General features: G+C 72.2%; 19 protein-coding genes. 10 read left to right on the forward strand and 9 right to left on the reverse strand.

Annotation, left to right across the window (positions count from 1 at the left end):
- Positions 1–16: 16 nt before the first annotated feature.
- Positions 17–2,338, reverse strand: coding sequence for an LPS-assembly protein LptD (locus tag EOINJALH_RS20780; protein ID WP_088283568.1), 2,322 nt, complete (start codon positions 2,336–2,338; stop codon positions 17–19).
- Between the two features lie 250 nt (positions 2,339–2,588).
- Here EOINJALH_RS20780 and EOINJALH_RS20785 point away from each other — a divergent pair, with 250 nt between their 5' ends.
- Positions 2,589–3,647 carry an aminoglycoside phosphotransferase family protein gene (locus tag EOINJALH_RS20785; RefSeq protein ID WP_234413963.1) on the forward strand — a complete coding sequence of 353 codons (1,059 nt, stop codon included), beginning with the start codon at positions 2,589–2,591 and terminating at the stop codon, positions 3,645–3,647.
- A 36-nt stretch (positions 3,648–3,683) separates the two neighbouring features.
- Here the strand turns inward: EOINJALH_RS20785 and EOINJALH_RS20790 are convergent, their stop codons facing one another.
- Both EOINJALH_RS20790 and EOINJALH_RS20795 read right to left on the reverse strand, forming a co-directional pair.
- Positions 3,684–5,159 carry a M20 family metallopeptidase gene (locus tag EOINJALH_RS20790; protein WP_088283572.1) on the reverse strand — a complete coding sequence of 492 codons (1,476 nt, stop codon included), beginning with the start codon at positions 5,157–5,159 and terminating at the stop codon, positions 3,684–3,686.
- A gap of 37 nt (positions 5,160–5,196) precedes the next feature.
- Positions 5,197–6,039, reverse strand: coding sequence for an alpha/beta fold hydrolase (locus tag EOINJALH_RS20795; protein WP_088283574.1), 843 nt, complete (start codon positions 6,037–6,039; stop codon positions 5,197–5,199).
- Between the two features lie 131 nt (positions 6,040–6,170).
- Here EOINJALH_RS20795 and EOINJALH_RS31900 point away from each other — a divergent pair, with 131 nt between their 5' ends.
- Together EOINJALH_RS31900 and EOINJALH_RS31905 are read left to right on the forward strand one after the other, a co-directional pair.
- Positions 6,171–6,845, forward strand: a complete 675-nt coding sequence (locus EOINJALH_RS31900; protein ID WP_158219836.1) for a hypothetical protein — start codon at positions 6,171–6,173, stop codon at positions 6,843–6,845.
- Positions 6,842–7,648 carry a S1C family serine protease gene (locus tag EOINJALH_RS31905; RefSeq protein WP_158219837.1) on the forward strand — a complete coding sequence of 269 codons (807 nt, stop codon included), beginning with the start codon at positions 6,842–6,844 and terminating at the stop codon, positions 7,646–7,648. Before EOINJALH_RS31900 ends, EOINJALH_RS31905 begins: the two co-directional genes overlap by 4 nt.
- A gap of 58 nt (positions 7,649–7,706) precedes the next feature.
- On the opposite strand, the gene EOINJALH_RS20805 is transcribed toward EOINJALH_RS31905, so the two are convergent.
- Together EOINJALH_RS20805 and EOINJALH_RS20810 are read right to left on the reverse strand one after the other, a co-directional pair.
- The gene (locus tag EOINJALH_RS20805) at positions 7,707–8,075 is read right to left on the reverse strand and encodes a VOC family protein (protein WP_088283578.1); all 369 of its coding nucleotides are present in this window, start codon (positions 8,073–8,075) and stop codon (positions 7,707–7,709) included.
- A complete protein-coding gene (locus EOINJALH_RS20810; RefSeq protein ID WP_234413964.1) occupies positions 8,072–9,103 on the reverse strand; it encodes a LysR family transcriptional regulator in 1,032 nt (343 codons plus the stop codon). Before EOINJALH_RS20810 ends, EOINJALH_RS20805 begins: the two co-directional genes overlap by 4 nt.
- Before the next feature lie 225 nt (positions 9,104–9,328).
- On the opposite strand from EOINJALH_RS20810, the gene EOINJALH_RS20815 reads away from it, so the two are divergent.
- Positions 9,329–9,643, forward strand: a complete 315-nt coding sequence (locus EOINJALH_RS20815) for a DUF4148 domain-containing protein (protein ID WP_158219838.1) — start codon at positions 9,329–9,331, stop codon at positions 9,641–9,643.
- A 47-nt stretch (positions 9,644–9,690) separates the two neighbouring features.
- Here EOINJALH_RS20815 and metW read toward each other — a convergent pair whose 3' ends face one another.
- Together metW and EOINJALH_RS20825 are read right to left on the reverse strand one after the other, a co-directional pair.
- Entirely contained in the window at positions 9,691–10,275 is a 585-nt protein-coding gene (gene metW / locus EOINJALH_RS20820; protein ID WP_088283584.1) for a methionine biosynthesis protein MetW, read from the reverse strand.
- Positions 10,272–11,408: a homoserine O-acetyltransferase gene (locus EOINJALH_RS20825; RefSeq protein ID WP_088283586.1), complete on the reverse strand. Its 1,137-nt coding sequence runs from the start codon at positions 11,406–11,408 to the stop codon at positions 10,272–10,274. Before EOINJALH_RS20825 ends, metW begins: the two co-directional genes overlap by 4 nt.
- A gap of 342 nt (positions 11,409–11,750) precedes the next feature.
- Between EOINJALH_RS20825 and EOINJALH_RS20830 the strand changes: the two genes are divergently transcribed.
- The 3 genes from EOINJALH_RS20830 (at position 11,751) to EOINJALH_RS20840 (ending at position 15,174) form a co-directional block, all read left to right on the forward strand.
- Entirely contained in the window at positions 11,751–12,398 is a 648-nt protein-coding gene (locus EOINJALH_RS20830; protein WP_088283587.1) for a DVUA0089 family protein, read from the forward strand.
- A gap of 213 nt (positions 12,399–12,611) precedes the next feature.
- Entirely contained in the window at positions 12,612–14,348 is a 1,737-nt protein-coding gene (locus tag EOINJALH_RS20835; RefSeq protein WP_088283589.1) for an FMN-binding glutamate synthase family protein, read from the forward strand.
- Between the two features lie 148 nt (positions 14,349–14,496).
- Positions 14,497–15,174: a response regulator transcription factor gene (locus EOINJALH_RS20840; RefSeq protein WP_088283591.1), complete on the forward strand. Its 678-nt coding sequence runs from the start codon at positions 14,497–14,499 to the stop codon at positions 15,172–15,174.
- Between the two features lie 73 nt (positions 15,175–15,247).
- Here the strand turns inward: EOINJALH_RS20840 and EOINJALH_RS20845 are convergent, their stop codons facing one another.
- On the reverse strand, positions 15,248–15,859 hold the full coding sequence (locus EOINJALH_RS20845) for a glutathione S-transferase family protein (RefSeq protein WP_088283593.1): 612 nt from the start codon (positions 15,857–15,859) through the stop codon (positions 15,248–15,250).
- A 148-nt stretch (positions 15,860–16,007) separates the two neighbouring features.
- Between EOINJALH_RS20845 and EOINJALH_RS20850 the strand changes: the two genes are divergently transcribed.
- From EOINJALH_RS20850 to EOINJALH_RS20860, 3 genes are read left to right on the forward strand one after another with little or no spacing between them, the layout of a single operon-like run.
- The gene (locus EOINJALH_RS20850; protein WP_088283594.1) at positions 16,008–17,345 is read left to right on the forward strand and encodes an FAD-dependent oxidoreductase; all 1,338 of its coding nucleotides are present in this window, start codon (positions 16,008–16,010) and stop codon (positions 17,343–17,345) included.
- A gap of 37 nt (positions 17,346–17,382) precedes the next feature.
- Entirely contained in the window at positions 17,383–18,390 is a 1,008-nt protein-coding gene (locus EOINJALH_RS20855; RefSeq protein WP_088283596.1) for a tripartite tricarboxylate transporter substrate binding protein, read from the forward strand.
- Positions 18,390–19,229, forward strand: a complete 840-nt coding sequence (locus EOINJALH_RS20860; RefSeq protein WP_088283598.1) for a phytanoyl-CoA dioxygenase family protein — start codon at positions 18,390–18,392, stop codon at positions 19,227–19,229. Before EOINJALH_RS20855 ends, EOINJALH_RS20860 begins: the two co-directional genes overlap by 1 nt.
- A gap of 221 nt (positions 19,230–19,450) precedes the next feature.
- On the opposite strand, the gene EOINJALH_RS20865 is transcribed toward EOINJALH_RS20860, so the two are convergent.
- A complete protein-coding gene (locus EOINJALH_RS20865) occupies positions 19,451–19,975 on the reverse strand; it encodes a glycerophosphodiester phosphodiesterase family protein (RefSeq protein ID WP_088283600.1) in 525 nt (174 codons plus the stop codon).
- Positions 19,976–20,013: the final 38 nt, after the last annotated feature.

Consider the following 20,013-nt stretch of genomic DNA (forward strand, 5'->3'; position numbering starts at 1 on the left):
GGTTCGGCGTTCGGCATCAGGGTTCGGCGGCGTCGCGAAAATCGGGCCGCCGCGGGTCGCGCAGCAGCTGGTAGCCGGGCACATTGTCCTTCAACACCTGCAGCGAGTTGGCACCGATCCGCGACAGACCCACCAGCTCGAGCTGCAGCATCAGCCGCGTGGTGGCCTCGCTGGCACCGGTGGACACGCGCTGCGACACGATGCGGCCGATCCAGCAGCGCGCGTCGTACTCGAGGCCGACGATGGACTCGGTGATGCGGCTGTCGCGCATGCTGTAGTTGACGCGGCCCACGCCGTAGAGCGTGCCGCCGCAGCCCGACGACGCACCCACCGGCCGCGCCTGCCCGCGGTAGACGGGCCATTGCCACGCCAGCTCGACCTGCTCGGACAGGCCACGCGAATAACGATAGCCGGCGCTCAGCGTCTGGAACGGCCCGGGCGAGAAGCTCGCGCCGAGGATGGAGCGCACCACGCGGCTCGAGTCGGGGTTGTACTGCAGGGCGGCGTCGAGCTGCCAGCGCGGCACCACGCTGGTCGAACCCTCCAGCAGCACATCCGACAGCCGCTGGGTGAAGGGCGCGGGCACCGTCGTGTCGTCCGGGGCGCGGTACAGCACGCGGCGGTCGCGGAAGAGCACCCGCTGGCCCAGCGCCAGCCGCAGGATCTGCGCGCCGCTGGCGGCGTCGAACACCCGGGTCGACAGGCCGAGGGTGAGCTGGTGCGCATCGGACACGCGGTCGACGCCCGAGAAGGCGTTTTCGCCGAACAGCGACACCAGGTTGAACTCCCGGTCGGCCGAATCGAAGTTGGGCAGCGAGAGCTGGTCGCGGTACGGGGTGTTGACGTACAGCATCCGGGGCTCCAGCGTCTGGCGCCGGGTCTGGCCGAACCAGTGGCTCTCGCGCTCGAACACGAGGCCGGCGTCGACGCTGGCCGTCGGGATGATGCGGCCGGGGTGCCGGGCGTCCAGCCCGACGGCCGCGTCGAGCGAATAGGCCGCGGCGTTGAACGCCAGCTTGGGCGTCACCCAGGCGCCCGGCGTGATCCAGGGCCGGCTGATCTGGCCCAGCGCATGCCAGCGCCAGCCGGTGGGCCGCCGGGCCGAGGCCGTGCCATCGGGCCTGGTGAAGCGGTTGAATTCGGTCTCCAGCGAGGCCCGCCAGCCCGGCATCAGAGCAGGCTCAACGCGCAGGCCGATCTGCGGGCTGCGCTGGTAGGGCGAATCGATGGTGGTGTCGGCGTTGTCGGTCTGCAGCACCTGCCAGTGCAGCGCCCGGGCGTACAGCTGTCCGGGCCCGAGCCAGGTGTTCACCGAGCGCTCGACGCCCAGGTCGGCGGGCAGCAGGCGCGGGGTGGCGCTGGGCACCGAGGTGGGAAAGTCCTTCCAGTAGTCCTGGTCGGACACCCGCTGCACCTTCGCGCGGTAGCGCAGGCCACCGCCGACCACGCCCACCCCGTCGACACGCTGGCCGTCGTGCTCGAACAGCCAGGCACGCCGCGAACCACCGAACACGCGGTCGTAGGGCAGCAGATCGACGACCACGCGGCCGCGGTCGCCCGGCTCGAGGTAACGGAACTCGGTCTCGGCCGACAGGCCGCGGCGGGTGCGCAGCGTGGGCGTGATCGTGGCGTCGCGGTGGGGCGCGATGTTCCAGTAGTACGGGATGCCGAGCTCGAAGCCGCTGCGGCTGTCCAGGCCCACGTTGGGCGGCAGCCAGCCGCTCTTGCGCGCATCCGACAGCGGGAAGCTGATGACCGGCAGCGCCAGGATCGGGGTGCCCAGGAAGCGCAGCACCGCGCCCTCGGCGCGGCCTTCCTGCGTCTGCACGTCAAGCTTGACGCGGTCGGCCTGCAGCAGCCAGTCGGGGTCGCCCGAGCCGTCGCGCGGGCAACTGCTGTAGAGGGCCTTGGAGGCCACCGAGCGCGCATCGTCGATGAAGTCGATGCGCTCGGCGCGGCCGCCCGAGCCCAGCAGGCCGAGCTCGAACTCCGGCTGCAGGAAGAAGCCCTCGAAGCGCTGCACGCGCAGCTGCAGCTCGGGCCCCTTGTAGACGTTGCCTTCCTTGCGGATCTCGACATTGCCACGCGCCCGCGCCAGATCGTCGGCGTTGTCGTAGGTGAAGCGGTCGGCGCGGATGACCATGCCGGCGCGGCGGAACTCGACCCGGCCCTCGGCCACCGCGTCCAGATCGGGGCGCACGCGCAGTTCGTCGGCCAGCAGAAACACCGGGCGCTGGCGCGAGGACTCGCCCGCCGGCGGTGGCGACAGCGACGGGCTGGTCTGCAGGCGGGGCTCGGCCCAGGCGCCTGCCACCGCCGCCGCGAGGGGGGCCAGCATCAGGCAGCGCAGCGATCGCGGGAACCGGTGGGTCTGGGGCACGTGTGTCGGGTGGGATCGGGCCACGGCAGCGGGCCGGGTCGGCGGGCCATGCCGGGATGCCTCGGGCCAGGCGGTGGGCCATGCGCCGGTCACCAGGCCGGCGCTTCGTAGAATCGAACGATTATCCATGAGCGCCCCCTGGCCCAGGCTGCGCACGGCCCGCCCTGCACGGGGGCCCGGCAAAGCGGCCGCGCCACCTTTCCGTCCGATGACCACCGACCGTTCCATCCGCTGGGCCGATGCCGGCCGCGAGGCCGCCTTCGAGCAATGGCTGGCCCCCTTGTGCACCGCCCATGGCCTGGACCGCGCCACGCTGGCGCCGGCTTCGGCGGACGCCAGCTTCCGGCGCTACTTCCGCATCCAGGGCCGCAGCGGCCCGATGATCGTGATGGACGCGCCGCCGCCGCAGGAGGACGTGCGCCCCTTCCTCGACATCGGCCAGCGTGTGCGCGACGCCGGCCTGCACGCGCCCGAGGTCTTTGCCGCCGACCCGGCGCAGGGCTTCCTGCTGCTGGCCGACCTGGGCTCGCGGCTGTACCTCGACGAACTGACCCAGGCCGATGCCGCGCGCGGCGATCGCCTGATGCGTGACGCGCTGGCCGCGCTGGCGCAATGGCAGCGCGCCGGCCGCACCGACGGCCTGCCCGACTACGACGAGGCCCTGCTGCGGCGCGAGATGGCGCTGTTCCCCGAATGGTGCGTCGGGCGCGAGCACGGCATCACCTGGACCGACACGCAGCGCGCGGTGTGGGACCGCGTCACCGACGCGCTGGTGCGCAGCGCGCTGGCGCAACCCCAGGTGGCCGTGCACCGCGATTGGATGCCGCGCAACCTGATGGTGTGCGAACCCAACCCCGGCATCCTCGACTTCCAGGACGCGGTGCGCGGCCCGGTAACCTACGACATCGCCTCGCTTCTGCGCGACGCCTTCCTGTCGTGGGACGAGGAGCGCGAGATCGACTGGGCCGCGCGCTGGTGGGAACGCGCCCGCCGCGACGGCCTGCTGCAGGACCACGCGATGGCCGAGGATTTCGGCGAGGCCTGGCGCGCGCTCGAGTGGATGGGGCTGCAGCGCCACCTGAAGGTGGCCGGCATCTTCTGCCGCCTGAAGCACCGCGACGGCAAGGACCGCTACGCCGCCGACCTGCCGCGCTTCTTTGCCTACATCACCAAGGTGGCGCTGCGCTACCGCCAGCTGCAGCCGCTGGTGGCGCTGATCGAGCCGATGAGCGGCACGCTGGTGACCACCGGCTTCTCGATGCGCTGAGCGCCGCGCGGCCGGCCGGGGACAAGCCCGAGCCCGTCACGGACAGGCCGCGATCACCTGCGCCACCGCGGCGGTGAGCCGCTTGCCGTAGGGCACATGCAGGAACTCGTTGGGCCCGTGGGCGTTGCTCTTCGGGCCCAGCACGCCGCAGACCATCATCTGCGCCGCCGGGAAGCCGCGCTGCAGCATGCTCATCAGCGGGATCGTGCCGCCCTGGCCGATGTAGCCCAGCGGCGCGCCGTAGTGCGCCCGCGACGCCTCGTCCAGCGTCCGGGCCAGCCAGGGCGCCAGCGTCGGCGCGTTCCAGCCGGTGGCCCCCAGCGCCCCGGCGCGCCCGTCGGGGTGGAAGGTGACGCGGGCGTTGTAGGGCGCGTTGTCCTCCAGCAGCGCCTTGAGCTGCGTCGACGCCACGTGGCCATCGACCAGCGGCGGCAAGCGCAGCGACAGCTTGAACGCGGTATAGGGCCGCAGCACGTTGCCGGCGTTCTTCAGGTCGGGGAAGCCGTCGACCCCCGTGACCGACAGGGTCGGCCGCCAGGTGCGGTTCAGCAGCACCTCGACCGGGTCGGTGGTGGTGGGCAGCGCGCTGCCGCCATCGGCGCCGCAGGCCCAGGGGAAGCGCTTCCAGACCTCGTCGCCCAGCGTGGCCGCGGCGGCGCGCGCCTGCTCGACGCGCTCGGCCGGCACCTCGCAGTGGAAGCCCTGCGGCAGCAGCCGGCCGGTGGCGGAATCCTCCAGCCGGTCGAGCACGTGGCGCAGGATGCGGAAGCTCGACGGCACCAGCCCGCTGGCGTCGCCGGAATGGATGCCTTCGGTGAGGATCTCCACCTTCAGCACGCCCGAGACCATGCCGCGCAGCGAGGTGGTGAGCCAGAGCTGGTCGTAGTTGCCGGCGCCGGAATCCAGGCACACCACCAGGCCCACCTGGCCCAGGCGCGGCCGCAGCGCATCCAGGTACACCGGCAGGTCCGACGAGCCGCTTTCCTCGCAGGTCTCGATCAGGCCGACGATGCGCGGCCGCGGGATGCCCTGGCGGTCGAGCGCCTCGACCGCGGTGATCGCGGCGTACACCGCGTAGCCGTCGTCGGCGCCGCCGCGGCCGTAGAGCAGGCCGTTCTCGTAGCGGGGCGTCCACGGGCCCAGGTCGGCGCGCCAGCCGGTGAACTCGGGCTGCTTGTCGAGGTGGCCGTACATCAGCACCGTGTCGGTGGAGCCGGCCTTGGTCGACGGGATGTCGAAGAAGATCACCGGCGTGCGGCCTTCGAGGCGCACCACCTCGAGCGTGAGGCCGGCGACGCGGCGCCCCTCGACCCAGGCGGCCGCATCGCGCACCACGCGGTCGATGAAGCCGTGCGCCTGCCAGTCGGCGTCGAACATCGGGCTCTTGGCGGGCACGCCGATGTAGTCGGTGAGCGCGGGCACGATGGCCTCGTCCCAGCGCTGGTCGGCGTAGCGGGCCAGGGCGCTGGCCTCGTCGGGTTGCAGCGGCAACAGGGGGTCGCGGGCGTTCATGGCGGGGCCTCGGTGCGATGGTCTGGGAAGCGCGAGTCTAGTGGCCGCGCGCGGCCAGCCAGCGCGTCAGCGTGGACAGCACCTCGGCCCGGTCGGGTTCATTGAAGATCTCGTGGCGCATCGCGCCGAAGCAGCGCGCCTCGACCACGCCCGGCGGTGCCGCCGCGGCAAAGGCCGCGCTGCCGCGAGGCGCCACGCAGCGGTCGGCGCCGGCGTACATCAGCAGCGTCGGCAGCGCCCAGCGCGGGGCCAGCGCACGCACCTGTGCGCCGCCGTCGACGATGAAGCGCACCAGCCGCGGCGTGATGCGGTCGTGCACCAGCGGGTCGGCCCGGTAGGCCGCCACCACCTCGGCATCGTGCGACAGCCATTCGGCCTGCAGGCCGTTGCCCAACGCCAGATCGGGCGCCAGCCGGCGCAGCAGCGCGAGCAGGGCCTTCTGGCCCAGGTGCATGCCGGGGTCGAGCGCGGGCGACGACATCACCAGCGCGTCCACCGGCCGCCACCAGTGCGCGGTGGCCGCCGCCAGGCCCTCGGCGACGAAGCGGCCGGCGAGCAGACCGCCCAGGCTGTGGCCCAGCAGCACCAGCGGCCCGGGGTGCTCGGCCTGCACCGCCTCGACGACGCGGCCCAGGTCGGCCAGCAGGCTGTCGTCGGCCGGGATCGCGCCGCGCGGCCCGCCCGAGGCGCCATGGCCGCGGTGGTCGAAGGCCACCACCGTCCATCCCAGGGCCGCCAGGTGAGCCGCCAGGGCGGCGTAGCGCCCGCCATGCTCGCCCAGCCCGTGCACCACCAGCACCGTACCGCGCGCCGGTCGGGCCGACGCCGGCCACAGGTGCCCCTGCAGCGGCACCCCGTCGGCGGTGGCGATCGGACGCATCCGGCCAGTGTAGCCAGGGGCGCGGTCGACGACCCATCCGCGCGTCCCGGCCTACACTGGGCCCTGACCGCCACCCGCAGGGACCTTGCTTGGCCCGACCCGCACCGCGCCCCAAGGCGCGCCACACCACGATGCCCCTTGCCCCTGGCCGCGCTTCGGACGCGCTCGCGCCAACGACCTCGGCGGCGCGCCGCGCCGGCGCGGCCGCCCGGGGCGCGCTGGCCGCCGGGGTGACGCTCCTCGCCGGATGCGCCGCCCCGCCGCAAGCGCCGCCAGCGCCCGATGCCGCAGCCGCCTACACAGTGCCCGCCGGGGCGCCCACTGCCCGCCTGCTGATGCGGGCCACGGTGGCGGCGCCCGACCGCTTCGTCGTCTTCGCGCTCGACGATGCCGTGCTGTGCAAAGGCCCCAAGGTGGTGGGCCGCGGCGGGGGCAACCAACAGCCCGCCGCGGCCGTGCTGGCCGCGGGCGTGCTGACCACGCTGGATTTCATGGTCATCAAGCCGCCGCGCCAGACCTGCCTGGTGCGCTGGAGCTTCACGCCGGTGGCCGGCCGCACCTACGCGCTGCAGGGCGGCGTCAGCGCCGGCAACTGCGGCGCGGTGGTGCTCGACGCCACGCTGCCCGACCAGGTGAAACCCGCCGAAGGCGCACTGCGCCGCAACCCCACGGGCCAGTCGTGCCTGCCGCTCGACAAATCCACACCAGCGCCGAGGTCGATGCTCGAAGGCGGCCAGGTCGATGGCGAGGCCGTGCTCAACCCGGCGGCCACCACCGCCGACCTCGAAGGCCTGATCCGCCCATGAACCACGCGCCTGCTCCGCGCCACGGGTCGGCGGCCCGATCGTCCTATCGCCGATGGGGCGCGTCCATCGGACGGCTGTCCCCGTCCGCAGGGTCGCGGCGGGCCGGCGGCAGCCTGGTGGCGCTGGCCCTGGTGCTGGCCGGCCTGCCCGCGCTGGCGCAGCCGCTGACCCCCGCCGAGGTCTTCGCCAAGGTCTCGCCCAGCCTGTGGAAGGTGATCGGGCTGGACGCCGACGGCCTGGCGCTGGGCCAGGGCAGTGCCGTGGTGGTGGCCCCGCAGACCCTGGTCACCAACTGCCACGTGCTGGCAAAAGCCAAGCGTGTGCTGCTGCGCCGCAATGCCGCGCCCGACAGCCCGGGCGTCGACGCCCGGCTCTCGGCCTGGGACGTGCAGCGCGACCTGTGCCAGCTCACCGCGGCCGCGGTCGAATCGCCCGCCGTGGCGCTGGGCCGCACCGAGGCCCTGGCCATCGGCCAGCCCGCCTACGCCATCGGCCACCCGCGCGGGCTCGACCTGACGATGAGCGAGGGCCTGGTGTCGTCGCTGCGCCGCAACGCCGCCGGGCAGTTGCTGCTGGTGCAGACCTCGGCCGCCATCTCGGGCGGCTCGAGCGGCGGCGGCCTGTTCGACGACCAGGGCGCGCTGGTCGGCCTGACGACCATCGCCTCGGTGTCGGCCACCGCGCAGAACCTCAACTTCGCGATCCCGGCAGAGTGGATCCGCGACCTGCCACGGCGGCATGCCGCGCTGCGGGCCGCCGCCTCGGCCTCCTCACCGGCATCGGCGCCGACAGGCACGCGCTGATCGCGACCGCCCCTGCGCGGCGGGGCAAGGGCGACACGGCGCGCCCGTGCCGCCTGCCCTACCCCATGCAGAACACGTTGAGCTTGTTGCCGTCGAGGTCGCGGAAGTAGCCGGCGTAGAAGCCCTCGCCGCGCGGACCGGCGGCGCCTTCGTCCTGGCCTCCGAGGGCCAGCGCCTTGCGGTACAGGCGGTCGACCTTCTCGTGGCTGTCGACGGCGATCGCCACCATCGTGCCGTTGCCCGCGGTGGCGGCCTTCTGGTCGAAGGGCACCATGATGCCCAAGGCCGGCTGGTCCATCGTCGTGCCCCAGGCATAGCCGCGGCCGAAGTCCATGATGCGCCCGATGCCAAGCTCGGCCAGCAGCGCGTCGTAGAACGCGGCGGCGCGGGGCAGGTCGTTGGTGCCGAGGGTGACGTAGCCGATCATGGTCGTGCCTTTCGGGTGGAACCTGGGGTCGCCGATCGTGCCACAGGCGACATCGCCACGGAAGCGGGCATCACCGACGCCGCGGCCGCCACCGTGGGGCATCCCGCGGCCTCGAGCCACCGGTCGCGCTCGCCGCCGCCGAAGGTCTCGACCAGGAAGTCGACGAAGGCCCGGGTGCGCGCAGGCAGGTGCTTGCGCGTGGGCACGCCGGCATGGATGGTCAGCGCGAAGATGCGCCACTCCGGCAGCAGGCGTTCGAGGCGGTGCGACATCAGGCCATCGGCGGCCACGAACGACGGCAGGCCGGCCACGCCCATGCCGGCCAGCACCGCGGCATGGGTGGTGTCGAGGTGGATGGTGGTCAGCGCGGCGCGCGGCGGCACCACGTCCACGCGCTCGGGTTCGCCATCGGCGCCCAGCGCGGTCTCGTGGGTGAAGCTCAGCACGCGGCGCGCGGTGGTCAGCGTCGGCAGCAGCATGTCGACCTCCAGGATCTGCATCGGATGGTTGAGACGCCCGACGCGGTCGAGGTAGGCCGGCGCGGCGCAGATGATGACCTCCGACACCGCGATGCGGCGGGCGACGAAATCGCCATCGCGCAAGCCGTGCCCGGTCATCAGGATCGACACGTCGTGGGTGTCGTCCACCGTTTCCACCGGCCCCGGCACGGTGAGTTCCAGCGTCACGTGCGGGTGCCGGGCCCGGAACACCGGCAGGTGCCGGGCCAGCTGGTGCACCGCGAAGGCCGGCGGCACCAGCACCTTGAGGTGGCCACGCAGGTCCTTCACCGAGCGGGCGGCGGCGGCCTCGGCCTCCTCCACGTCGGCCAGGATCTGGCGCGCATGGTCGACGTAGGTCTCGCCGACCTCGGTCAGCGACATGCGGCGCGTGGTGCGGTTGAGCAGCCGGGCGCCGAGGTGCGCCTCGAGCTCGGCCACCTGGCGGGTGACCACCGCCGGGGCCAGGTCGAGCGCGCGCGCCGCGGCGGCGAAGCCCTGCTCGTCGACGACGCGGACGAAGGTCCGCATGGCGCGCATCAGGTCCATGGATTCGCGGCCCTGGCCGCCCTCGATTGTTCGCGATTCAGGAATTATCCATTGACCGGCGCCCGATTGATGAGATCAGGGTAGACCCCTACAGTTGCCTTCATCGATGAGACACCCGCTCTGAAGACTCACCGAGGCGGACAAGACGGCGCACAAAGACAGCGTCGACCTGCCCGGTACCGTTCACACACTGTTATGGAATCCATCATGAATACCACCCAACTGATCACCCTGTCCCTGGTCGCCTTCGCCAGCACCGCCGCGCTGGCCGACGACATCACCATCGACCGCAGCCCCTTCGTGTCGGTCACCACGCGCGCCGACGTCAAGGCCGAGGTGCTGCAGGCCCGCACCCAGGGCACGCTGCTGGCGGCCGGCGAAGCCAGCCGGAAGGAGGCCCCCGTGCAGGTGGCGACGAGCCGCGAGGCGGTGCGGGCCGAGGTGCGCACCGCGAACCGCACGCACACGCTGCTGGCCGCCGGTGAACTGCTGACGCCGAATCGCAGCGTCCGCATGAACTGAGCGACCGAAGCCAGGCCCTCCCGGGCCTGGCCGACCCGGGCCGGCGCTCAGCCGCGCTCGAACTTGAAGACCGCGACGCTGGCCATCAGGTTGGGCCAGCGCCGCACCGGCTCGCCATGGTGCAGCCCGAAGGCATCGAGGATGCGCAGGCCGTTGCGCTGCGCCAGCACCTCGAAATCGGCGAAGGTGCCGACCCGGATGTTGGGCGTGTCGTACCACTGGTAGGGCAGCGCCTTGGTCACCGGCATGCGCCCGCGCAGCACCGACAGGCGGTTGGGCCAGTGCGCGAAGTTGGGGAAGCTGACGATGCCCAGCCGCCCCACGCGCGCCGTCTCGCGCAGCATGCGCTCGGTGTTGCGCAGGTGCTGCAGCGTCTCGAGCTGCAGCACGACGTCGAAGCTCGCGTCCTCGAACAGCGCCAGGCCGTCCTCGAGGTTGAGCTGCACCACATTCACGCCGCGCCGCGCGCAGGCCAGCAGGTTGCCGTCGTCGATCTCGACGCCGTAGCCAGTGCAGCCGCGGCGGTCGCGCAGGTGCGCCAGCAGCGCGCCGTCGCCACAACCCAGGTCGAGCACGCGGGCGCCTTCGGGCACCAGCGCCGCGATGGTCTCGAGGTCCTTGCGTTCGCTCATGTTCCGGTGGCCGCGCCGATGCGATCGAAGGTGGCCTTCAGCACGCCGTGGTAGCGCGGGTCGTCCAGCAGGAAGGCGTCGTGGCCATGCGGCGCGTCGATCTCGGCATAGCTCACGTCGATGCGGTTGTCGACCAGCGCCTTGACCAGCTCGCGCGAGCGCGCCGGCGAGAAGCGCCAGTCGGTGGTGAAGCTCACCAGCAGGAAGCGGATCGCGCGCGCGGCGGCGAAGGCCCGCGACAGGTCGCCGCCGTGGTCGCGCGCCGGGTCGAAGTAGTCCAGCGCGCGGGTGATCAGCAGGTAGGTGTTGGCGTCGAAGTACTCGCTGAACTTGTCGCCCTGGTAGCGCAGGTAGCTCTCGATCTGGAACTCGATGTCCTGGGTGGAATAGCCCAGCTCGGCCGAGCGCAGTTCGCGGCCGAACTTCTCTTCCATCGAGTCGTCGCTCAGGTAGGTGATGTGGCCGATCATGCGGGCCACGCGCAACCCGCGCTTGGGCACCACGCCGTGGGCATAGAAGTGGCCGCCGTGGAAGTCGGGGTCGGTGATGATGGCGCGGCGCGCCACCTCGTTGAAGGCGATGTTCTGCGCCGACAGGTTGGGGGCGGTGGCCACCGCGATGCAGTGGCCCACGCGGGCCGGGTGGCGCAGCGTCCACGACAGCGCCTGCATGCCGCCCAGGCTGCCGCCCAGCACCGCGGCCAGGCGCTCGATGCCCAGGCGGTCGAGCAGACGGGCCTGCGCGTCGACCCAGTCTTCCACCGTGACCACCGGGAAGTCGGCGCCGTAAGGCAGACCGGTGGCCGGGTTCACATGCATCGGCCCCGTGCTGCCGAAGCACGAGCCGAGGTTGTTGACGCCGATGACGAAGAAGCGGTCGGTGTCCAGCGGCTTGCCGGGGCCGACCAGGTTGTCCCACCAGCCCTCGCTCTTGTCCTGCCCGGCGTGGGTGCCGGCGACGTGGTGGCTGGCGTTGAGCGCATGGCACACCAGCACGGCGTTGCTGCGTTCGGCGTTGAGGCTGCCGTAGGTCTCGTAGACCAGGTCGTAGCCGGCCAGCGACGCCCCGCTGCGCAGCGGCAGCGGCTCGTCGAAGCGCATGGTCTGCGGTATGACGTGCCCGAGCGAGGCCATGGTCGTTGGAGACACCCGAAAAAAAGTAAACCCGGCGCCGCTGCAGATGCGGACACCGGGTCGGGTGTCCCTCTTTAGCGGCATTTGATTAAGCGCCCGCAATCAGGAACAAATCGGCGCTGCGCAGAAGTATAGCCACAGCCCGATGGCCCGGCGCCGGGTGCCGCGGCGGTGCGGTGCACTGGTCGGCGCCGCCGATCGCTCGGGGTCGGCCGCAACGCGGGACGCTCCCCGACGCCCCTCGTTTCGGGGGGTGCGGCGCCCGACGTGGAACCCGCGGCCGATGGCTCGTTACCCACCACGGCCCATACCCGACGTTGCGCACCCGCTCCGGAGAATCCCATGCACCCGACCACCACCCGCCTGGCCGTGGCCTGCACCGCCGCCCTGGCGCTGGCCATGACCTCGGCAGCGCTCGCCGGCACCACCCACTACAGCGGCGCCTTCGCCCAGGACGACGACCTGTTCGTCCAGTCCTTCACCCTGACCAGCGAATCGCAGGTGCGCGGCGTGACCACCTCGTTCGCGCAGGGCGCCTTCGCGCCGGTGCTCACGGTGTTCGGGCCCGGCGGCCTGCTGGTGCAGGAGGTCGGCAGCGCCCACGTCTGCGGCGCCGGCAGCGGCGCCGCAGACGCGGCGACGGGCTTCTGCTGGGATGCGCTGTTCGACACCGTGCTGTCGGGGGGCGTGTACACGCTGGTGCTGTCGCAGGACGGCAACGTGGCGCTGGGCGGTAGCCTGGCCGACGGCTTCACCCACGACGGCCAGCCCGACTACACCGGCGTGGCCTACCTGGGCTTGCCCGGCGCCAAGTTCATCAACGTCGATGGCCGCGAGCGCAGCAGCCTGTGGGCGCTCGACCTGAGCATCGACCCGACGCACCTGCCCGAACCGGCGAGCCTGGGCCTGATGGCCGCGGCGCTGGCGCTGTCGCTGGTCGGCCATCGCAAGGCCCCGCGCGCGTCGACCGGCCCGGGCCAGGCCACCTGAGCGCCTCGACCCGTCCGGTCCGGCAACACCGGGCAAGCGATGTGACCGGTTCCGCATCGCCGGCGCAGGCGGCGCAGGGTGTTCCACCTGCGCCGACGGCCCTCAACTGACCCCCTTAGCCCCCACATTTCGAGCCATGGCGGTGCGGCGGGCGCGTTGAAATCGGCGGCACATGGGGCCTGTGAGCGGGCCACATGCCCCGAGGAGACCCCGATGCCCGCCTGGCTGATCGCCCTGGACCGCCATTTCCCGATCCGCTACCTGTCGATGGTCACCGCCGCCGCGCTGGCCCTGCTGGGCGCCTTCGCCTGGGTGGGCTTCGGCCAACTGGGCTGGCTGGCCCTGCTGGGGGTCGGCCTGTTCGCGCTCGGCGTGCGCGACCTGCGGCAAACGCAGCGGGCGCTGCTGCGCAACTACCCGGTCATCGGCCACCTGCGCTACCTGTTGGAATGGGTGCGGCCGGAGATCCGCCAGTACTTCCTCGAAAGCGACCGCGAGGCCGTGCCGTTTTCGCGTCAGCAGCGCTCGCTGGTGTACCAGCGCGCCAAGGGCGAACCGGACAAGCGGCCCTTCGGCACGCAGCTCGACGTGCAGGCCATCGGCTACGAATGGATCAATCACTCGCTGCTGCCCAGCCACGTGGGCTCGCACGACTTCCGCATCACCATCGGCGGCGGACCGTTCAGCCGCTGCACCCAGCCCTATTCGGCCAGCCTGTTCAACATCTCGGCGATGAGCTTCGGCGCGCTCAGCGCCAACGCCGTGCTCGCGCTCAACGCCGGCGCCAAGGCCGGCGGCTTCGCCCACGACACCGGCGAGGGCTCGATCAGCGAGCACCACCGCGTGCACGGCGGCGACCTGATCTGGGAGATCGGCTCGGGCTACTTCGGTTGCCGCAATGCCGACGGGCGCTTCGACCCCGAGAAGTTCGCCGCCCATGCGCGCGACCCGCAGGTCAAGCTCATCGAGCTCAAGCTCAGCCAGGGCGCCAAGCCCGGCCATGGCGGCCTGCTGCCGGGGCCGAAGGTGACGCCCGAGATCGCCGCCGCGCGCGGCGTGCCGGTGGGCGTGGACTGCGTCTCGCCGGCCGCGCACAGCGCGTTCTCGACGCCGCTCGAACTGCTGCAGTTCATCGACCGCCTGCGCACGCTGTCCGGCGGCAAGCCGGTGGGCTTCAAGCTGTGCATCGGCCACCCGTGGGAGTGGTTCGCGCTGGCCAAGGCCATGCTGGAGAGCGACCTGCTGCCCGACTTCATCGTCGTCGACGGCGCCGAGGGTGGCACGGGCGCCGCGCCGCTGGAGTTCACCGACCACGTCGGCGCGCCGATGCAGGAAGGGCTGCGCCTGGTGCACAACACGCTGGTGGGGCTGAACCTGCGCGAGCGCATCAAGATCGGCTGCGCCGGCAAGATCGTCAGCGCCTTCGACATCGCCCGGGTGATGGCGCTGGGCGCCGACTGGTGCAACTCGGCGCGGGGCTTCATGTTCGCGCTGGGCTGCATCCAGGCCCAGCACTGCCACACCGGCGCCTGCCCCACCGGCGTGACCACGCAGGACCCGCTGCGCCAGCAGGCCCTGGTGGTGCCCGACAAGGCCCAGCGCGTGCTGCGCTTCCACCGCCACACGCTGCAGGCGCTGCGCGAACTGGTCGAGGCCGCCGGCCTGCTGCACCCGAACCAGATCACCGCCGCGCACATCGTCTGCCGCACGGCCGACCACGAGGTGCGGCTGCTGTCGAACCTGCTGCCCAGCGTGGCCCCGGGCTCGCTGCTGGCCGCGCAGCGCGGCGAGGCCGACTGGCCGCACAACGCCTTCCGCGTGTTCTGGCCGCTGGCCAGCAGTGCGAGCTTCCAGCCCAACCACGCGGCGGTGGCCAGCGTGGCGGCCAGGCCCGGGCCGGACCGTCGCGCGGCGACGACGACCTCGGCACCGACGGTGCCCACCGTGTGAGGCGCACCACGCCGCTGGCGTGAGGCAGTTCACGCCGGTCGGCAATGCCCCACCGGTGAACCCGGGGGAGCCCCCGCACCACGGGGATGCCGGCGCCGGGGCCGGCGCGAAGAATGGGCCCATCGACCACAAGGACTCGTTGGGCACCATGACCGCCACTTCCACCAGGACCGTGTTGCTGGCCGGCCGCGACGCCATGCGCACCGCGGGATGGCAAGAAGAACTGCGCGCCGCCGGCGCCTGGCAGGTGCTGCCGCCGGCGCACAGCTTTGCCACCGCGCGCGTGCTGCTGCACCGCCACGACCCCGCGCTGCTGATCACCGACCTGCACCTGGCCGATGGCCTGGCCGTCGACATGGTGCGCGTGCTGCGCTCGGGCACCAGCCCGCTGGGCACGCAGGTGCTGGTGGTGGCCCGCGGGCAGGACCCTGCGCTGCTGGACGCGCTGCAGGCCGGTGCCGACAACTTCCACGACCTCGACGACGCCAAGGCCCCCGGCCTGGCCGAGCAGGCCCTCGACACGCTGAGCGGTGGCGCCGAGATTGCGCCCTGGATCGCACGCCGGCTGCTCGACCACTTCGGCGTCGAGGCGCAGACCGCGACGCGGCCGCATGTCGCGTCGCCCGACGCGATGGCCGGCCCGCTGGAACTGACCGCGGCAGAGCGGCAGTTGCTGCGGCAGCTGTCGATCGGCCAGCGCATCAGCGACGTGGCGCGGCTGATCGGCCTGGCCCCGCGCGACCTGGCGGCGCGCGTGCGCACCATCTACCGCAAGATGCAGTGGGGATTGCGCGCGGGTGACCTGAGCCTGTCGCCGGCGCGCTGAGCGCCGGGCCAGATCGCACACGACCGGTCACGCGCCGTGCGCGCGGCCGATCAGATTCGCTGCGTGCTGCCGCTCAGGTGGGCGGCGCGGTGTCGATGAAGCTCTGCCGCGTGGCCAGCTTGTCGGCCAGCTTGCGCAGGTTGGGGTGCTGGGTGCGCCAGTCGATGTGCGCGAAGCGGAAGTCGAGGTAGGCCAGCGACACGCCCACCGCCACGTCGGCCAGGCTGAAGTGCGTGCCCTGGCAGAAGGGCTTGTCGCCGAGGCCGCGGCTCATGGCCTCGAGCACGGCCTGGGCGCGGCTGACCTGGCGGTCGATCCAAGCCTGGCAGCGGGCGCCTTCGCGCGGGCCCCAGTTCTGCTCCATGCGCGCCAGGATCAGGGCGTCGCACATGCCGTCAGCCAGGGCCTCCCAGGTGCGCACTTCCACGCGCTCACGGCCAGTGGCGGGGATCAGGCGGCCCACCGGCGACAGCGTGTCGACGTACTCGACGATGACGCGCGAATCGAACACCGCCTCGCCGCCCTCCATCACCAGGCACGGCACCTTGCCGAGCGGGTTGGACGCGAGGATGGCGTCGCTGCCCCACACGTCTTCGAGCACCAGCTGGTAGTCGAGCTTCTTCTCGGCCATCACGATGCGCACTTTGCGCACGTAGGGGCTGGTGAGCGATCCGATGAGTTTCATGCGATGGATGGTCTTTGGCCGGGACGTCCCTGTGCGAATCATTCTAGCCATGCGAACCCAAGCCCGTGGCGCGAGGCCCACCCCCAGCAACGCACCGTTTTGGCGTAGGCTGGCGGCCGCCAATCCGCGAACCCATGAAAGGCCGTCCATGACCGCCGACGACGCCGTCTTCGAACCCGCCCGCCGCACGCCGGTGATCGCCGAGGTCGAGGTGCTGGTGCTGGGCGGGGGCCCGGCCGGCCTGTCCGCCGCGGCCGCCGCCGCGCGGGCCGGCTGCCGCACGCTGCTGGTCGAGCGCTACGGCTTCCTTGGCGGCATGGGCACCGCAGCCGGCGTCACCAACTTCTGCGGCCTGCATGCCAACGTGCACGGCGAACTGCGGCAGGTGGTGCATGGCCTGGCCGATGAACTGCTCGATCGCCTGCGCCGGCTGGGCGGGCTCAACGAGCCGCATGCCCTGTTCGGCGGCAAGATCTGCGCGCAGGCCTACGACAACGCCGCGCTCAAGGTGGCGGCCGATCAGCTGGTGCTGGGCCACGGCGCGCGCCTGCTGCTGCATGCGCAGGCGGTGGGCGTGTCGATGCGCGGGCTCGGCGCCATCGAGGCCCTGCTGGTCGAGACGCGCTCGGGCCGCGGCGCCATCCGCGCCGAGACCTTCATCGACGCGTCGGGCGATGCCGACCTGGCGGCCTGGTCCGGCGCACCGTTCGAGAAAGGCCCCGCGCTGCTCTACCCGTCGACCATGTTCCGCGTGCACGGTGTCGATGCGGCGCGCGCCGGTGATGCGTGGAACCGTTTCGGCCTGCTGATGGCCGAGGCCGAGGCGCGCGGCCGCAAGTTCGCGCGGCGGGCGCCCATCGTGCGGCCGCAGAAGCACCCGGGCGAATGGCGCGCCAACGTCACCCAGCTTGCCAACCCCGACGGCTCGGCGGTCGACGGCACCGACGCCTGGCAGCTCAGCGCGGCCGAGGTCGAGGGCCGGCGCCAGATCGTCGAGTTCTTCGACTTCATGCGCGAATCGGCACCGGGCTTCGAGCAGGCCTACCTGCTCGAGATCGCGCCGCAGGTGGGCATCCGCGAAACCCGGCGCATCGTCGGCGAAGCGGTGCTCACCGAGGCCCATGTGCTGGGCTGCGCCAGCTTCGACGACAGCATCGGCGTGAACGGCTGGCCGATCGAGGCGCACGTGGCCGGCGACGTGGTCTTCACCTTCCCCGACATCCCGCGGCTGCGCGGCTACAACCAGCTGCCCTGGCGCATGATCGTGCCGCAGGTCGTGGACAATCTGCTGGTGGCCGGCCGCTGTGCGTCGATGAGCCATGCCGGCCAGTCGGCGGCACGGGTCAGCGGGGCCTGCTTCGTGATGGGCGAGGCCGCCGGCGTCACCGCCGCGCGGGCCCGTGGCACCGGCCGGCCGGTGCGCGAGGTGTCCGCCGAAAGCGTGCAGGCCGACCTCGAATCGCAAGGCGCCTGGCTCGGCCGCTGACCTGTCGTTCCCTCTCGTTCACAAGGATCCCTCCCCGATGACCTCCCGCCGCCACCTGCTGCAACTGCTGGCCGCCACCCCTGCCGTGCTCGGGGGCGCCGCCTTCGCGCAGACCCGCCGCGCCGCGTCGGCCGCCGCCGTGTCGCCCTGGCCCACCCGGCCGCTGAAGATCCTGGTCGGCTTTCCCGGCGGCTCCACGCCCGACCTGGCCGCGCGCGCCATCGCCGAGCCGCTGGCCCGGCTGCTGGGCCAGCCGGTGGTGGTCGAAAACAAGCCCGGTGCGTCGGGCAACATCGCCGCCGACCTGATGGCCAAGAGCACCGACCAGCACACCATCGGCGTGCTGATCAACGGCAACCTCACGGTGGCCAAGATGCTCAACCCGGCCACGCCCTTCGACCCGGCGAAGGATTTCGCGCCGCTGTCGCTGATCGGTGTCGCGCCGCTGGTGCTCGTCACCGTCGGCAGCGCCAATGGCACCACGCCGACCGAGCTGCTGCTGTGGGCGCGCAACCTGGGCGACAAGGGCAACTATGGCACGCCGGGCAACGGCACCGTCGGCCACCTGGGCATGGAGCTCATCAAGAGCAAGACCGGCATCGCCGCCGCGCACGTGCCCTTCCCGGGCAACCCGCAGGTGGTCAACGCGCTGCTCGGCGGGCAGCTGCAGCTGGCGCTGCTGCCGCCGGGGCTGGCGCTGCCGCACGTGAAGACGGGCAAGCTCAAGGTGGTGGGCATCACCTCGCCGGTGCGCAGCTCGCTCGTGCCCGAGCTGCCTACGTTGCGCAGTGCCGACGTCTTCGGCGCCGACCTCGAGATCTGGACGGCCGCCGCCGCGCCGGCCACGCTGCCCAAGCCCATCGTGGCCAGGCTGAGCGCCGCGCTGGTCGAGGCCATCCGCGCGCCCGACACCCGGCAACGCCTGCTCAACGCCGGCTGGCAGGCGGTGGGCACCGCCCCGGAAGGCCTGGCCAACCGCATGCGAGCCGACACCGGCCTGCTCGGCGGCATCATCCAGATGCGCGGCATCACCGCGGCCAGCTGATGCTGACGGACGCTCAGATCGGGCAGTACCACGCCGATGGCTGCCTGGTGCTGCCGGGCTTCAAGTCGGCCGACGAGATCGCGGCGCTGCGCCAGCGCGCGCTGCAACTCGTCGAGGCCTTCGAGCCCGGCGACCGGCAAAGCGTGTTCACCACGCACGACCAGGCGCGCACGGCCGACGCCGAGTTCCTGGCCTCGGGCGACCGCATCCACTGCTTCTTCGAGGAAGAGGCCTTCGATGCCGAAGGCCGCCTCACCCGCCCCAAGGCCCAGGCCGTCAACAAGATCGGCCACGCGATGCACGACCTCGACCCGGTGTTCGAGCGCTTCTCGCACGGCCCCGCGCTGGCCTCGCTGGCCGCCGACCTGGGCCTGGCGCGGCCGCTGGTGTGGCAGTCGATGCTGATCTTCAAGCCGCCGGGCATCGGCGGCGAGGTGAAGTGGCACCAGGACGCCACCTTCCTCGACACCACGCCCTGCACCGTCACCGGCTTCTGGTTTGCGCTGGAAGACGCCACACGAGACAACGGCTGCCTGTGGGTGCAGCCCGGCGGCCACCGCGGCCCGCTGCGCGAGCGCTTCGTGCGCGAGGGCGATGCGGTGCGCATGGAGGTGCTCGACCGCACGCCCTGGCCCGACGAGGCCAGCGCGGTGGCGCTGGAGGTGCCGGCCGGCACGCTGGTGGTCTTCCACGGTCTGCTGCCGCACTGGAGCGCGCCGAACCGGTCGGACCGCTCGCGCATGGCCTACACGCTGCACGCCACCGATGCGGCCAGCGCCTGGTCGCCGGCCAACTGGCTGCGGCGTGGGCCGGGGCTGCCGCCGCGTGGTTTCCAATAGCACGCACGCGGTGCGAACACGTCGATCGATCGAAACGCCCACCCGGTGAGCCGCCGGACCGGTGACGACTGACAGGCGTCCGTTGGGGCGACGGGCCATGTCGTCATCAAGCGAACGAGCTTTCGACCGAGGTCACTTGCATCGGCGGCGCATGGGCCACCCGTTGCGGGACAGCGCTGGCGGTGATGCTGGCAAGGACTGTCGCCGCGACCGGGCCCGGCTCAGGCCATCGTCCTGTCTGGCGGCAAGGACCGGTTCAGAGCGCTGACGGCGGGGCGCTGGCCGCACGCCATCGACCCTTCGGCAACACCCGGTTTCTTTGGCTCGTTGTCCAGATGCGGCCGGACGGCCTGTTTGCAGCGACCCCGCCGCGTTGCCTTTTGGTTTGCCCACACCCTGGGGCAAGGGCGGGCCCCGACATCGTAGGCCTGCATTTGCGCAAGGCTCAGCGACTGGGTCAGCGAGCCCAGTTCCTTCAGAACCTGGCCAGAAGCGTCGCGGGTGCGGGCCGCATCGAGCGTGTGCTCGTGCGAGATCATCACCACGCCGTCGGCGGTGGTGGCGGCATCCGATTCCAGTGTGGTGGTGCCCGGACGCACGGCGTTGCCAAACGAGACCAGGGTGTTCTCGGGCCATAGGCCGCGCCCGCCGCGATGCGATTGCATGTCGAAGGCCATGGTTCGCGCGGCTGCCCCTGTGCACCACAGGCCGGCTGCCAGGTCCACGAGACCGAGGGTCGTCTTCATGGCAAGAGACTCCTGCAAACAAGCGTTCAGGCACCGCC

This window comes from Ideonella sp. A 288 (assembly GCF_002198735.1).
In the GTDB taxonomy this organism is placed as follows: Bacteria; Pseudomonadota; Gammaproteobacteria; order Burkholderiales; family Burkholderiaceae_C; genus Pseudaquabacterium.

Bases quoted from the DNA above. Each gene is read 5' to 3' on its own strand.
- EOINJALH_RS20780 (WP_088283568.1), bottom strand. From the start codon at position 2,338: ATGCTGGCCCCCCTCGCGGCGGCGGTGGCAGGCGCCTGGGCCGAGCCC.
- EOINJALH_RS20785 (WP_234413963.1), top strand. From the start codon at position 2,589: ATGACCACCGACCGTTCCATCCGCTGGGCCGATGCCGGCCGCGAGGCC.
- EOINJALH_RS20790 (WP_088283572.1), bottom strand. From the start codon at position 5,159: ATGAACGCCCGCGACCCCCTGTTGCCGCTGCAACCCGACGAGGCCAGC.
- EOINJALH_RS20795 (WP_088283574.1), bottom strand. From the start codon at position 6,039: ATGCGTCCGATCGCCACCGCCGACGGGGTGCCGCTGCAGGGGCACCTG.
- EOINJALH_RS31900 (WP_158219836.1), top strand. From the start codon at position 6,171: ATGCCCCTTGCCCCTGGCCGCGCTTCGGACGCGCTCGCGCCAACGACC.
- EOINJALH_RS31905 (WP_158219837.1), top strand. From the start codon at position 6,842: ATGAACCACGCGCCTGCTCCGCGCCACGGGTCGGCGGCCCGATCGTCC.
- EOINJALH_RS20805 (WP_088283578.1), bottom strand. From the start codon at position 8,075: ATGATCGGCTACGTCACCCTCGGCACCAACGACCTGCCCCGCGCCGCC.
- EOINJALH_RS20810 (WP_234413964.1), bottom strand. From the start codon at position 9,103: ATGCGGACCTTCGTCCGCGTCGTCGACGAGCAGGGCTTCGCCGCCGCG.
- EOINJALH_RS20815 (WP_158219838.1), top strand. From the start codon at position 9,329: ATGAATACCACCCAACTGATCACCCTGTCCCTGGTCGCCTTCGCCAGC.
- metW (WP_088283584.1), bottom strand. From the start codon at position 10,275: ATGAGCGAACGCAAGGACCTCGAGACCATCGCGGCGCTGGTGCCCGAA.
- EOINJALH_RS20825 (WP_088283586.1), bottom strand. From the start codon at position 11,408: ATGGCCTCGCTCGGGCACGTCATACCGCAGACCATGCGCTTCGACGAG.
- EOINJALH_RS20830 (WP_088283587.1), top strand. From the start codon at position 11,751: ATGCACCCGACCACCACCCGCCTGGCCGTGGCCTGCACCGCCGCCCTG.
- EOINJALH_RS20835 (WP_088283589.1), top strand. From the start codon at position 12,612: ATGCCCGCCTGGCTGATCGCCCTGGACCGCCATTTCCCGATCCGCTAC.
- EOINJALH_RS20840 (WP_088283591.1), top strand. From the start codon at position 14,497: ATGACCGCCACTTCCACCAGGACCGTGTTGCTGGCCGGCCGCGACGCC.
- EOINJALH_RS20845 (WP_088283593.1), bottom strand. From the start codon at position 15,859: ATGAAACTCATCGGATCGCTCACCAGCCCCTACGTGCGCAAAGTGCGC.
- EOINJALH_RS20850 (WP_088283594.1), top strand. From the start codon at position 16,008: ATGACCGCCGACGACGCCGTCTTCGAACCCGCCCGCCGCACGCCGGTG.
- EOINJALH_RS20855 (WP_088283596.1), top strand. From the start codon at position 17,383: ATGACCTCCCGCCGCCACCTGCTGCAACTGCTGGCCGCCACCCCTGCC.
- EOINJALH_RS20860 (WP_088283598.1), top strand. From the start codon at position 18,390: ATGCTGACGGACGCTCAGATCGGGCAGTACCACGCCGATGGCTGCCTG.
- EOINJALH_RS20865 (WP_088283600.1), bottom strand. From the start codon at position 19,975: ATGAAGACGACCCTCGGTCTCGTGGACCTGGCAGCCGGCCTGTGGTGC.